This is a genomic window from Meiothermus hypogaeus, assembly GCF_003574035.1.
GTDB lineage: Bacteria > Deinococcota > Deinococci > Deinococcales > Thermaceae > Meiothermus > Meiothermus hypogaeus.
This window is the reverse complement of the sequence record NZ_QWKY01000015.1, coordinates 1-12,624: the sequence shown is the minus strand read 5'-3', so window position 1 is coordinate 12,624 and position 12,624 is coordinate 1. Positions and strand designations below refer to the sequence as shown.

The following is a 12,624-nucleotide window of genomic DNA, read 5'->3' as shown; positions in this document are numbered from 1 at the left end:
GAGAATATCACTTATCCCGCCTTCTGGCTACGGGGCTTTGCATACTGATTCAGGTTATTGGCATAAACTTTCAAACTTCAAAAAAAGCCCCCTGGGGTGGCAGTCTCGGCAAAAACCACTTACAACTTGCTTTCCTCCCGAACATTGCTTCTTCAGGGCAATCGCCCCTCGGCACGATGCCTTATCTTATAGACATGCGTACCCTGAAATCCGAGTTGCTCAAAAGCTTTATGCAAGACAATCCGCTGGTGGTGGACGTACGCCCGCCCGAACATTACAACCAAGACGACTTCGAGGGAGCTGTGCACATTCCCCTGCACGACATCCAGCATGGCAACCACAACCTGCCCAAAGACCGCCCCATCCTGCTTGTCTGTGAGCGGGGAGTGATGAGCGAGCTGGCAGGGCTGTACCTTGAAGCTGCGGGTTATGAGCTGGTGTACAACCTCGAGGGGGGCCTGCAAAAGCTGCGAAAAGAAGCCAATAGCCAATAGCAAAACAGAACGGGCTGGACAAAATTGGCCACCGATCATTGACCATCGTCTATCGACCATCGTCTCTTTTTGGTAAATCCTCCAGCCGCACCCCATGCCACTTTTCCAGGTGTTCACGGTGGGTTTGCAGGTAGGCCCCTGGCTCAAAGAACCTGTCGTAGTACTCGAGGTCGAGGTGGTGGGTCTGTAAAAACATTAGGCTGTAGATGGTAGGAACGGTGGCCGGGAACTTCCCGAAGGTATCGAACAGGTATTGGGCCTGCAGGGCCACAACCTCCACCAGCCACTCCGCGTGGGGGAAGGCCTGGGAGCGTACCGCTTTGCTATCTTTCCAGGGGCCGGGGGTTTCGGGGTTAAAGGGGCCGCCCGCCTTATATTTGCGCTCGACCAGGGCCTCTACGGCAGCCTTCATGTGGGGGTAGTGAGGGGGGCAGTAGCCTTCAAAAACGCCCTCGAGGCCGGTGGGGTTGGGCCGCGACCAGCCGGGCTTGAAATCGTAGCGGAAGCCCAGGCCCGGCACTGCGGGGTCGCCCGAGGCCCCCAGGGTTCGTACCCGGTCAAGTCCGTTGAGCATCCAGCCGCCCAGGCCCATGGCCTGCTGCATCAGGTGGCCCGCAAATACCGCTGCGCTTATCTCGGCCGACACTTCGGCCAGGGTGGCCTGGTCGAAAGCGGTGAGGGGATAGGGTTTGTCCACGGCGACGTAATCCTTGAACTTTTCCAGCCCTGGAATGCTCCGGTTGTGTACGTCGTCGTAGAGCACAAAGCCGTTCTGGGCAATGAACAGCAGTTTCAGCAACTGGTGTTGGGCCACGTCGGCGATGGGCCAGACCAGTAGCGAGCCCGGTTTATTGGCGTTCCAGGCGTTGTGGCCGGCCATGTAGGGCTCGTGGGGGGGAATGTAGAGCCGGGAGTCAGAGAGCCGCACAATGTACTGCTTATGCGCCAGCAGCAGCGCCACCGGGTCTACCTGTCCTTGGGAATTGCGGGCTACCGGCGGGTTGGCGTCGCGGGTTTTGAAGGTGTAAGTACCGCTATCATCGGTGAAGAAAATCTGGCTGGTGTGGAAGCCTGCAGCGCTGGGGAAGGTGCGCCCGGCGGCCATGCCCGAATAGCTGGGCAGCTTGGGGGCCACGTTTTTGTGGTGGCTGATCAGGTTGTGCCAGCCGGTCAGGCCGCCTACCGTGGTGAGGATGAGCAGGCGCTCGAGCTCCGAAAGGGGATAGGGCTCGTAGCGCGATTTGTAGGCCAGTGGCCCCTCGGGTAGCTCGCCCCCCAGGGCAAAGCGGCGGCTCCGACGGCCAAAAAGCGCCTCGGTAAGCGGAAATTGCAGGAGCGCCTCCAGGGCCCGACGTTCATGTGGATGGATTTCAAAGTCGGATGTGGTATCGGACATTTCCCCCAGTCTAGCCTGATTACACCCGTTAGGTAATGCATGGGGCCATACTTGACGATACCGCCCCTTGGAAAGGAGACGATTTCTTCGCCGACCGACAGTGAAGGGCCATCGGCCCCCGGCTAGCGCCGGTACTCAAGGGAGGGGTGTGCTCTAGGATTCAAAAAGACAGCCTCTGGTTTTTTTGGTTTTTGTAAACTGCCTTTTTGAATCCGGTATAAAAAATCCCCCCCGCACGACGAGCAGGGAGGGAAAGGCTACAGGTAAGCTGCTTGAAGCTACTTTTCCGGGCCTTTTTCGATAGGGACACCCACCGCATTGCCCCACTCCGTCCAGCTTCCGTCGTAGTTCTTGACGTTGGGGTAGCCCAGCAGGTGCTTGAGCACAAACCAGCTATGGCTGCTGCGCTCGGCGATGCGGCAGTAAGCGATTACCTCTTTGTCGGGGGTCACGCCTTTGGGCTCGTAAATGGCGCGCAGTTCGTCAGCGCTCTTAAAGGTGCCGTCGGGGTTGACGGTGGTGGCCCAGGGAATGCTTTTGGCACCAGGGATGTGCCCCCCACGCAGCACCCCTTCCTGGGGGTACTCCGGCATGTGCGTTTTTTCGCCGGTGAACTCTGCAGGGCTACGCACGTCCACCAGTGCGCCCTTGCCCGCTTTGACCTTTTCCAGGTGTGCCAGTACCTCGTCGCGGAAGGCCCGCAGGCTGGGGTCGCGCTTTCCAGGCGTGTAGTTGCCCTTGGGATAGGTAGGAACTTCGGTGGTGAGGGGCTTGTTTTCTTGTGTCCACTTGATGCGCCCGCCGTTCATCAGCTTGAGGTGTTTGTGTCCGTTGTAGCTAAAGAACCAGAAGGCATAGGCTGCCCACCAGTTGTTTTTGTCGCCATAGAGCACGATGGTGGTGTCGTTGGAGATGCCCAAACGCTCAAACAGGGCGGCCAGCTCGTGGGGTTGGATAAACTCGCGGATGGTGTCGTCCCAGAGGTCGGCCTGCCAGTCGATCTTCTGACTGCCGGGGATATGGCCGGTGTCGTAGAGCAGGATGTCCTCGTTGACCTCGAGAATCCGGATATTGGGGTCCTGGTGGTGCTCCAGCACCCAGTCGGTGGAAACCAGCACATCGGGGTTGGCGTAGCTCATCTCTTACCTCCAAATGAACAGTTGGTCACTGCAACAGTTAACCTGAAACAGCTTAGAGCAAAGTTGTCAAAGGTCACGCTGACATAGATTACAAAAAATGTAATCTAATGGCGAAATGATACACAAGGTGGTTTTCGGTTTCAATACGGCAACGTGCCCGATAGCCCGAAGCAAGTTTGCATGTGCGTTTCACGGCGGGCTGGGCCAGGCCACCTGCGGCAGGCTAACGCTTGGATGGCTTGGGACGGGTAAGCGGTTTGGTAGCCCGGCGGGTGAGCAGTTCGCTCGAGGGTAGCAGGTGATCCAGGCACTCTGAATAGTCTACCCCCTGGCGGAAGTCGGCGGCCAGGTCGGCCACGCTCACCTGGCTCAGGCTTTGTAAAACTGCATCGCGCACCTTGAGCCAGACCGCGCTACGGGCGTGGCAGTGCGCTTCCTTAGCGCAAGCTTTGGGCCAGTTCAGGCTGACGCAGGCCAGTGGGGCAATGGGCCCATCTACGGCCCGGATTACGTCGCGTAGATTGATTTCCTCGGGTGGGCGAGGCAGCGTATACCCCCCGCCTTGCCCCTTTTTGGAAACCACCAGATTGTGCCCGACCAGCGCAGCCAGAATCCGCACCAGGTAGGTGTGCCGCACACCTGTGGCCTGGCTGAGTTCCTCGCTCCCCACCAGGCGCCCGGGGGGCTGGGTGCCCAGGTAGCCCAGGGTTTTGAAGGCATAGATGTCGGTTTTGGAGAGGCGCATAGGCCTTAATTTAGCCGAAAGCGGAAAGCCTAAAGCCAAAGGCCAGGTGAAACAGGTCAACGGGTGTACCTGCTTGGCGAATCAAGTATCTCCACTACCGCGCGCACGAAAGTGTTGCCCGTAGCACTTTCAGCCAGAGCCAATGGCGCACCAGCCTGGTAGATGCCGCTCTTGCCCTCGAAGTAGAGATCGTAAAAATGTCCGTTCAGCATGGGGTTAAGCCCATAGCGTAGATTTTCGCGGTTTTGCAATTTTTTAGCCAGCCCTTCGCGCAGCCAGACACTGCCCTCTATTTCCCTGGGGTCGGCGCTCCAGGGCCCCTCCCAGCGCGCAGCGTTGGCCGAGGGTTGCACCACCAGCCAGGCCCCGGCGGCGTCGGCTTGCTCGATCAGGTCGTCGTGAAAAGCGTCCAGGCAGATCAGGTTGGCCAGGGTGCCCAGGCGGGTCTTTAGGGTGTGCCTGCCGGGTTGACCGCCCGTCAGAAAGGCGTGGCGTTCCTCGGCGGTCAAATGAACCTTGGGGATGCGCCCCAGCACGGTGCCCTGGGGCGAAACGACCAGCGACAGGTTGTAAACGCCCTTGCCCCGGGGATGGAGTTGCTGCACCGGTTCCCAGTCCATGTGCGGGCTAAAAATACTGCCGGCCACAATGTAGGCGCGCACTGCCCGAGCGGCTTCCTGAAAGGCTTGCTCATACACCGGCCATACCAGCGGGGCGCGCAGATGGTATAGCGCGGCGGGGCCCCAGACGCCAGGCCGCAAGAGTGCGGGCCAGTGCTCGCGGAGCAACTGCAGGGCAGCCTGCAGGCTGGTTTTAGCCTCGAGCACAGCCCTCGAGGTCTCCAGCCAGAACACCAGGGGCAGGGCAAACGCCTCGGGGAAGGCCAGAATGCGGGGTTCGTCCTGGGGTAGGCCCTCCGTAGCGGCCCGGGTTAGCTCGAGCACATACTGATTGAAGGCCTGGGCGCTGGTGTAGGGCGCGGTTTGCAGCTCGGTTTGAACGGCAATCAGATGCACCCGCATGTTCCTAACCTTACTACAGCACGGGCCAGTGGTGGAAAGCCCTGAAGGCAAAGCTGCTTTTCTCGAAAGAACCAGTAAAAAATCGTCCGCTACTTTGTAATGCCTGGTGGGGTGGCATCTGGCGCGGCCTGGCTGGCTAAGGCGGCCCGGTATGTGGCTTGCCTTCCCGAAAAAAGGGCCAAAATTCCGTATGCTGGCCTTGATGAAAGGTTGGATGTGGGGTCTGATACCGCTGGGGCTATTGGCGGGGTTTTGGCTATTGCAACCTCGAGCCGGGTCCAAAGTGGAGGTGCTGCCCTCTTTTACCCTTACGCAACTAGACGGACAAACGGCCAACCTGACCGATTTCAAAGGTAAACCCATTGTGCTCAATGCCTGGGCTAGTTGGTGTGGGCCCTGCCGCCGTGAAATGCCCCTGTTGGTAGAAGCCGCCAGGGCCAACCCGGAGCTTCATTTCGTGTTCTTGAACATTAGCGATGGCCCCGAGGCTGTGCGGGCCTTCGAGAGAGAGCTGGGGCTCAAAATACCCAATGTCTTGCTCGACCCTGATGCCAAACTGAGCGACCCGCTCCGAATCCAGGGCTTGCCGGTCACGCTCCTCTACGATGCCCAGGGAAAGCTGGTAAACCGGCACATCGGCGAGATAAGCGCTGCTGAACTTGAAGGACTGCTCAAAGAGTTTTAGCGAATAGTAACAGCCAATGGTCTGTCTATAGCCGTTAGCGGCCAGCCAAGGCTTTTGGGTTGACCCTGTTGATTCGTTGCCGAACGGTAACGAACTAACCCGACCGAAGTTACCCGCGTAGCGGAGGGCGATACCGCCCCTTGGAAAGGGAGGCTTTTTTCACCGACCGTTCGGGAGGGGGGTGCCCAGGATTCAAAAAGACAACCTGTGGGCTTTTTTGGTTTTGTAAGCTATCTATTTGAATCCAATATGACGCCTGGCACGAACAGCGTTCATTCCAGTGCGCCTTGTTCTGGTATTCAGATGGCTAGTGCAAGCAATCGGTGCAGCGTCCGTAGAGCACGATTTCGTGTTTTTCGGTTTTGAAACCTTTGGGCACCATGAAGGAGAAATCGCCCGGGCAGCCCTCGAGCTCGAACACCTTGCCACACCTGGTGCAGTGGAAGTGGTGATGGTGTTTTTTGCCTGCTAGCTCGTAGCGAGGTGCTTCGCCGGGAAGTTCGACCGCTACTGCGCTGCCTTCCTCGACCAGGCTTTTGAGCGTGCGGTAGACAGTGGCGATGCCGAGGCCCGGTACTTTAGCGCGGGCGGCCTCGAGGACTTCGATAGGGGAGAGCGGGCGGTTGAGTTCGGTCATCACCTCTCGAATAGCCTGCCGCTGGCGGGTCGAGCGTTCCATAGTCTTCAGAATAGCAAACCCGGGTCTTGACAATATGATAACGAGTTATCATTATGAATAGTTGGCGTAAAAGGAGGTTTTCATGAAATTTATTCTCCCAATGGGATTTTTGCTGATGCTCGGGTTGGGTGTGGGCCTGGCTCAGCCGGTACAGGTAGCAGCGACCACGGGCTTTATTGCCGATATGGTGCTTAATGTGGGAGGAAACCGTGTCAGTGTAGTGCAGGTCGTCCCCAACGGCAGTGACCCACACAGCTTTGAGCCGCGCCCTTCAGTAGTCCAGGCCATCAGCCGGGCCAGGGTCTTTTTTGCCAATGGACTCTCCCTCGAGCCCTTTTTCGAGAAGCTCGAGGCCCAGCTTCCCCAAAACGCCCGCATCGTCGAGCTGGCCGATGGAATGCCTGACCTGATCAAGGCCGGTGAAAAAGAAGCCCATGCTGATGAGCACGGTCACGAACACGCCGGGTACGACCCCCACCTCTGGCTCGACCCCACCTACGGCATTCGCTACGTGGAGAAAATCCGCGATACCCTCTCGGCAGTGGACCCTGCCGGACGCTCTATGTATACCCAGAATGCATCGCGTTATATTGCCCAGATCCGCCAGGCCGATACAGCCGTACAACGCTGCCTGGCCGAGATTCCACAGAACCGGCGCGTTCTGGTTTCCCAGCACGAGGCGCTCCTTTACTTTAATCGCCACTACCGGCTCAAGAGCATCGGAACCATTGCCGACTTTGCCGGACAGGAACGCGGCCCGGCCAGTTTGGCCCGGCTGGCCCAGGCCATGAAGAAGGAAAATGTCCGGGTGATTTTTGTGGAGCCCCAGTTCTCTCAAAGCCAGGCTCGGGCGCTTGCCGAGGCCACCGGGGCCAGGATCGCCCGTATCTACTCCGACGCCTTTGACAACACGGTCAATACCTACCTCAAACTCGTCCAGGCCAACGGGCAGGCCATCTGTCGGGCCTTCAAGTAGAGCCCTGAGCCTATGCCACATCCAAAGAACCCGATGCTGGTGCAGTTCTGGCTGTGGGGCCAGGACGCGCTCACCGGTAGCCTACTGGCCTATGGTTTCCAGAAAAATCCAAGTCCAACAGGCCGGGGCTCGAGCCTTTACCTCAAAGGCCAGGTAGGGCTTCACTCGACGGCAGCCTGGCTACTACGCTCCGACGGGGTGTTGTTATACCACCGCCCCAGTGAATCCTTTTACTGGCTGGAGAACGCCGATGGCCTGCCCGAACTATCCGCCCGCAGGAAGGCCTGCGACCTCGACGCAGGTACGGAATACTTCAGACCCTTTGTAAGTGCCTATGAGGCATGGATTGCAGGCCGATATGGCCTGGACTATCGTCGACAACAGCTTACGAACCTTCCCAAGCTGGCCCGAAGCTCCCTGGACATTTGGGAGCACTGGGTGCAGCCTGTTTTGTATGAAAGTAAGCTTTTTCCAGCCCAGCGAAGCCCGGTCTAGCGCTGGGCATTGCCACTGTTCAAAAAAGCAATTATTCCCCCCGCCAGCCCACTCGCAAGCTGTTGCCGGTACGCGCTGGTGGCCAGCTTTTTGCCTTCAGCGGGGTGATTGACAAAGCCAATCTCCACCAGAATGGCCGGAATGCGGGCGTTGCGGATCACGTAAAAAGGTGCGGTTTGGACACCCCGGCTTACTGCACCGGTTTCGCGCACCAGGGAGCGCAAGGTTTTGAGGGCCAGTTGCTCGGAAAACTTGAGGTTGGCCTGGGCGATGAGGTCGCGCATGAGGCGCTGGGCCACGCTCTGGGCCTCGCGGGTCAGGCGCTGCCCCAGCGCGCCCCCACCGTTTTCCAGAATGGCCTTAGACAAAAGCCGCTGATCAATGGTCTCGCCGAAGTAGTACACCTCAATCCCCTGCGCGACCCGTTCGGCGGCGTTGGCGTGGATAGAAACAAACAACGTGCGCTTGCTGTCGGCCATGGCGGCCCGTAGCCCCAGGTCGGTGGCCTTGTTGGCTGAGAGGTGTTGGTCGGTGGTGCGCGTCAGTATGACCCGAATGCCTCTGGCCTCGAGGAGTCGTTTGGTGCGCAGGGCCACTTCCAGTACGGCCTCTTCCTCCCGCACCAGACCCACTGCGCCGGGGTCAACCCCTCCATGGCCGGGGTCCAGCACCACCACCGCAGTGGGCGCACGGGAACCATTGCGGGGTCGGGGCTGGGTAGTGGTCGTGGGCCGGCTGCTGCTGCGCACCTCCAGCACCAGGCGGCGGGGATTGGCGAGCTCCTGGGTACGGTAGCTGGCACCGGCCCGCAGCGTCACCACATAAATCGAGCCACCCGGACTGGGGGTGGCTCGGTAGCCGACAACCTGCGGCGTGTTCAGCAAAGCCCGCAAGGTTCGGGGCAGAGTGCCCTGGAAGCGGATGGAAACCTCGTTGCCTTCACGTTTCAGGCTAAACCTTGCTTCGCTGGGGATGCCAAATACCAGTCGGGTCAGGCCGTCTTCGGTGCCCACTCGAGGTTGAGCCAGTCCCAGAGAGGCCAAACAGAACGACAGAGCCAAAATGTATCGCATCTAACGTAATTGTATTGCTATCCCATGAGAATTGTCACGCAGCGCTCGAGGTTGCATTCGAAGCGGGTGGCTCTCGTGGGCTGAACACCCCTTATTGCCCCGGCCACCTTCGCTCGATGTAGTCCAGCTTTCGCCCCCGCAGCAGCCAGGCGGCCATCAGGGTGGTGAGCGGAACCGCCAGCACCAGGGCCAGCGAACCCACCAACATGGTGACAATTTCGGCGGCAAAGGTCTCGTTATTTATCAGTAGCACCAGCGGAACATCGCTCTGGCTAATCAGCAACAGCAAAGGCAGTGTACCCGCTGCATAGGCCAGAATCAGGGTGTTGACCAGACTGCCGATGTGGTCGAAGCCCACCGTCATGCCCCTGCTGTAAAGCTCCCGCAGGCTGTAGCGGGGGTTGGCCTGTACCAGCGCCTGAACGACTGCGGCCTGGGTCACCGTCACATCATTCAGGGCCCCCAGCGCCCCCACCACCACCCCGGCCAGGTACAGCGAGACCAAATCGAGGTTGCCCCCTAGCTGGAAACGGGCCAGGAAGGCCTCCTCCGAAGTGAGGCCGGTAAACTGCATCCACTCGGTCAGCAGTACCGAAAGCACCAGGGCCACCAGCGTGGCAAAGGTGGTTCCAATCAGGGCCGCGGTGGTCTTGCGGTTGATGCCGTGAACAAAGTAAATCGAAAGCGCCAGGATGCCAAAAGCGCCCACAAAAGTGATTAGCAGGGGGTTATTTCCAGCCGAGATTTGTGGCACCACAAAAAAGGCCAGTACCGCCATGCTGGCGGCAGTTCCCAACAGACCCCGCAAACCTTTGCCGCGCCCCAGGGCTACCGTTACCAGCACAAACAGCCCGAGCAAGCCCCACAGGTAGGGGATGCGATAGGGTTCGGCAATATACGTTCTGCCATCGGCCTCGTACACCACCACCTGCTGCCCCGTGCGAAAGGCCGCCGATTCGGTGGGAAACTCCGCTTCCTTGAGCTTCTCACCAACCCGCACGGTCGCGCTCTTATCACCCATCGAGACGATACGGGCAATCGAGTACGCGCCAGGTGAACTGGGGGGCGCCGGGGCTTGCTCGGGTGCATCCTGCGCCCAGGCCAGGCCCAGAACAACCATGAAAACGAACCAAAAACGCATGGCTCTAATCTTATTTGGCTTTTAGATGAGAGGGTAAGGGCCCTCGAGGAAAAGCGTTTGATTAGATTTGGTTGTAAACTACACATGTACCAAAAACCGGGGGGTCATGTATGAATACCACACCGTCCATTGCCGATACCGTGATGAATATGGTCAGCCAGAGCATTCAGGTGCTCACCAAACCCAGCGTGGAAACCTTTGAGCAATACGAAAACAAAGGCACCCTGCGGGATGCGGTGATCTACGTGATGATTGCCGCCGTGATCACCGGTCTATTCAGTCTGGGCAGCGGCCTGGGGGCTTTTTTGAACGGCATTATTGGTACCCTGGTGGGCTTCCTCATCTTTACCTACCTGGTGCACTACATCGGCAAGACCCAGGGCGGTACCGGTACGCTTGACAATGTGGCCTACACGTTTGCGTTATTCTGGGCCCCCATCAATGTATTGTTTGCGGTGGTCAGCCTGATTCTGCTCATCACGTTAATCGGTATCTTCTTGATTCCTTTACTGGCCATCGGGGCGCTGGTTATAAACGTCTACTTTGCCTACCTGGCCGTGCAGTCGAGCATGAACCTGCGCGAAAGTGGCAAAATCTGGATCACCCTGGCGGTGGCTTTTGTCGGCACCCTGATTGCCAGCATAGTTATTGCCGGCATTTTGCGATAAATCAGAATGCGCCAAGAGATCCCTCAAAGCCCAGAGGAAGCGGTAAGGAGAGAGGGTGGTCTTGCAGGTAGCCTTCGTTGACCCCAGCGGGTACGCATAGGCACCCTGTTTAGTAAAAAAAACGCCGCTGGTCTTTCACCCACTGGCTCATGGCCAGGGTATTGTGCTGTTCTCAATCGAATCTCGAGCAAGCAGACGAGCATCGGTTCTTGTCTGCAATGTTAGGTTTTCAGCTACTTGTGCGGGTTGGGCTTCTGGTCCAGGTAGCCACATGCATCAGCCAGGGGCGTTCGTCTAATACCGGATTCAAAAAGACAGTTTACAAAGCCAAAAACACCAGAGGCTGTCTTTTTGAATCCTAGAGCACACCCCTCCCTTGAGTACCGGCGCTAGCCGGGGGCCGATGGCCCTTCACTGTCGGTCGGCGAAGAGAGCGTCTCCCTTCCAAGGGGCGGTATCGCCCTCCGCTACGCGGATAACTTCGGTCGGGTTAGTTCGTCACCCTTTGGTGACGAACTAACCGAATCTGGTATAAAGCCAGGTAAACCCAAATCTGGCGGCAAAATTTGAGCATATCGCCCCATCGCATAAGGTGCTTGCCGAAACCAACGAAAGCGCTTGACGGTATAGTTTGGCTATGGTTTTTCAAGATCAGGAAGTGCATGTGAGAACGGCGTTTATCGGACTTGGGGCTATGGGTTATCCGATGGCGGGGCACCTGGCCAAAAAATACGAGACCCTGGTATGGAACCGCACCTTCGCCAAGGCCGAAGCCCATGCCAAAGAGTTTGGCTCGAGGGCCGTGGAGCTTCCCGAGGTGGCCTCAGCCGATATTCTCTTGACCTGCTTGCCAACTTCCCTCGAGGTAGACGAACTCGCCCAGAAGCTTTTGCCCTACTTGCGCCCCGGGATGCTGTGGATAGACCACACCTCGGGTGAACCGGAGCTGGCTAAAAAAACCGCCCATATGTTAAAGGAGAAAGGGGTTTCCTACCTGGATGCCTGCCTGTCCGGAGGGGTGGCCGGGGCTTTGCAGGCCAGGGCAACCGTTATGGCGGGGGGCTCGCTGCAGGACTTTGCCCGGGCCAAGCCGGTGATGGAAGCCTACGCGACCAAGATTGTGCATGTGGGGCCGCTGGGGTCGGGCCATGCGGTCAAGGCGGTCAACAACGCCCTACTGGCGGTGAACCTGTGGGCCTTGAGCGAGGGTATGGTGGCCCTGGTCAAGCAAGGGGTGGATGCCGGGCTGGCCCTGGAGGTCATCAATGCTTCCTCGGGGCGCTCCAACGTGAGTGAGAACTTGTTTGGCCAGCGGGTCATTTCACGCCAGTTTCCCAACACCTTTGCCCTGGGTTTGCTGGCCAAGGATACGGGTATTTGTGTAAAGGTGCTCGAGGCCGCCGGAACCCCGGCCCCCCTGCTTCGGCAGGTGCGGGAGTTCTTCGAGATTGCCAAACGCGAAGTGGGCGCTGCCGAGGTAGACCACACGGCGGTGGCCCGGTTGCTCGAGCGCTGGTCGGGGGTGGAAATCAAGTGACAGCCTTTTCAGGCGCGGGAATGAGAAGCTTTGGCCCTAATCGTAGAACATTCTCAGATTGAACCCAGCATTGCATCATAAAGTAAAGCATGGAACAGGTCAGAATAGGCTCGCTGCTCAAAACCCTTGGGTTGGGCCTGGCTACGATGGTTTTGTTGGGCACGGGGTTTGTGCTCGGCCGCCTTTCAGCGCAGCCACAACCGGGGGAGGTTGTGCAGGCCCAGCGTGGGGTTCGGCTTCAAGCGGTTCAGTTTGACCAGCAGCAGCAACTCCTGCCCGCACCTGATCCCCGCGAGTTGATTCCGCTTCAACCAGGGCCGGGCCAGGGTCCAGGGCAAGGGCCGGGCCAGCCCCAACCAGGCCAGGGCCAGGGCGAGGAATGCCCCATACTGATTTATCAGGATGGCCAGTTGTTCCGCTTTGACCTGCCCGGACAACAGATGCCAGGGCCTGGCGGCCCCATGCCGGGCCCAGGGATGCCTGGAGGTTCTCCAGAACTTATTCCGCTCGAGCCGGGCGCGCCCTCCTTGCCAGGCTCGCCCCCGTCCCCCCAGCCCGCCCCCCCCCCCACACC

14 protein-coding genes are annotated in these 12,624 nt (G+C 58.8%); 6 read left to right on the top strand and 8 right to left on the bottom strand.

Going from position 1 to position 12,624, the window contains the following annotated elements; genetic code table 11:
- Positions 1 to 194: 194 nt before the first annotated feature.
- Positions 195 to 494 carry a rhodanese-like domain-containing protein gene (locus Mhypo_RS05660; RefSeq protein ID WP_119340375.1) on the top strand — a complete coding sequence of 100 codons (300 nt, stop codon included), beginning with the start codon at positions 195 to 197 and terminating at the stop codon, positions 492 to 494.
- A gap of 49 nt (positions 495 to 543) precedes the next feature.
- On the opposite strand, the gene Mhypo_RS05655 is transcribed toward Mhypo_RS05660, so the two are convergent.
- The 4 genes from Mhypo_RS05655 to Mhypo_RS05640 all read right to left on the bottom strand — a co-directional run bounded on the left by Mhypo_RS05655 (position 544) and on the right by Mhypo_RS05640 (position 4,796).
- Positions 544 to 1,890, bottom strand: a complete 1,347-nt coding sequence (locus Mhypo_RS05655) for a hypothetical protein (protein WP_119340335.1) — start codon at positions 1,888 to 1,890, stop codon at positions 544 to 546.
- A 278-nt stretch (positions 1,891 to 2,168) separates the two neighbouring features.
- A complete protein-coding gene (locus Mhypo_RS05650) occupies positions 2,169 to 3,029 on the bottom strand; it encodes a sulfurtransferase (RefSeq protein WP_119340334.1) in 861 nt (286 codons plus the stop codon).
- A gap of 223 nt (positions 3,030 to 3,252) precedes the next feature.
- Positions 3,253 to 3,774 carry an RrF2 family transcriptional regulator gene (locus Mhypo_RS05645; RefSeq protein ID WP_119340333.1) on the bottom strand — a complete coding sequence of 174 codons (522 nt, stop codon included), beginning with the start codon at positions 3,772 to 3,774 and terminating at the stop codon, positions 3,253 to 3,255.
- Positions 3,775 to 3,830: 56 nt separating this feature from the next.
- A complete protein-coding gene (locus tag Mhypo_RS05640; RefSeq protein ID WP_119340332.1) occupies positions 3,831 to 4,796 on the bottom strand; it encodes a carbon-nitrogen hydrolase family protein in 966 nt (321 codons plus the stop codon).
- A gap of 202 nt (positions 4,797 to 4,998) precedes the next feature.
- Here Mhypo_RS05640 and Mhypo_RS05635 point away from each other — a divergent pair, with 202 nt between their 5' ends.
- The gene (locus Mhypo_RS05635) at positions 4,999 to 5,481 is read left to right on the top strand and encodes a TlpA family protein disulfide reductase (RefSeq protein ID WP_119340374.1); all 483 of its coding nucleotides are present in this window, start codon (positions 4,999 to 5,001) and stop codon (positions 5,479 to 5,481) included.
- 307 nt (positions 5,482 to 5,788) lie between these two features.
- Here Mhypo_RS05635 and Mhypo_RS05630 read toward each other — a convergent pair whose 3' ends face one another.
- Positions 5,789 to 6,160, bottom strand: a complete 372-nt coding sequence (locus Mhypo_RS05630; protein ID WP_119340331.1) for a Fur family transcriptional regulator — start codon at positions 6,158 to 6,160, stop codon at positions 5,789 to 5,791.
- An 82-nt stretch (positions 6,161 to 6,242) separates the two neighbouring features.
- On the opposite strand from Mhypo_RS05630, the gene Mhypo_RS05625 reads away from it, so the two are divergent.
- Positions 6,243 to 7,136, top strand: a complete 894-nt coding sequence (locus tag Mhypo_RS05625; RefSeq protein WP_119340330.1) for a metal ABC transporter substrate-binding protein — start codon at positions 6,243 to 6,245, stop codon at positions 7,134 to 7,136.
- A 12-nt stretch (positions 7,137 to 7,148) separates the two neighbouring features.
- Entirely contained in the window at positions 7,149 to 7,631 is a 483-nt protein-coding gene (locus Mhypo_RS05620) for a hypothetical protein (RefSeq protein ID WP_147075544.1), read from the top strand.
- Here the strand turns inward: Mhypo_RS05620 and Mhypo_RS05615 are convergent.
- Together Mhypo_RS05615 and Mhypo_RS05610 are read right to left on the bottom strand one after the other, a co-directional pair.
- Complete coding sequence (locus Mhypo_RS05615) at positions 7,628 to 8,704, bottom strand: N-acetylmuramoyl-L-alanine amidase family protein (protein ID WP_119340328.1); 1,077 nt, start codon at positions 8,702 to 8,704, stop codon at positions 7,628 to 7,630. The genes Mhypo_RS05620 and Mhypo_RS05615 overlap by 4 nt on opposite strands.
- A gap of 91 nt (positions 8,705 to 8,795) precedes the next feature.
- Complete coding sequence (locus Mhypo_RS05610; protein ID WP_119340327.1) at positions 8,796 to 9,845, bottom strand: YibE/F family protein; 1,050 nt, start codon at positions 9,843 to 9,845, stop codon at positions 8,796 to 8,798.
- Between the two features lie 110 nt (positions 9,846 to 9,955).
- Here Mhypo_RS05610 and Mhypo_RS05605 point away from each other — a divergent pair, with 110 nt between their 5' ends.
- Both Mhypo_RS05605 and Mhypo_RS05600 read left to right on the top strand, forming a co-directional pair.
- Positions 9,956 to 10,513, top strand: a complete 558-nt coding sequence (locus Mhypo_RS05605; protein ID WP_119340326.1) for a YIP1 family protein — start codon at positions 9,956 to 9,958, stop codon at positions 10,511 to 10,513.
- Positions 10,514 to 11,177: 664 nt separating this feature from the next.
- Entirely contained in the window at positions 11,178 to 12,050 is an 873-nt protein-coding gene (locus Mhypo_RS05600) for an NAD(P)-dependent oxidoreductase (protein WP_420845997.1), read from the top strand.
- 185 nt (positions 12,051 to 12,235) lie between these two features.
- On the opposite strand, the gene Mhypo_RS18055 is transcribed toward Mhypo_RS05600, so the two are convergent.
- Positions 12,236 to 12,624 (bottom strand): hypothetical protein (locus Mhypo_RS18055; RefSeq protein ID WP_170148221.1); only part of this gene is annotated, 389 nt, incomplete at its 5' end.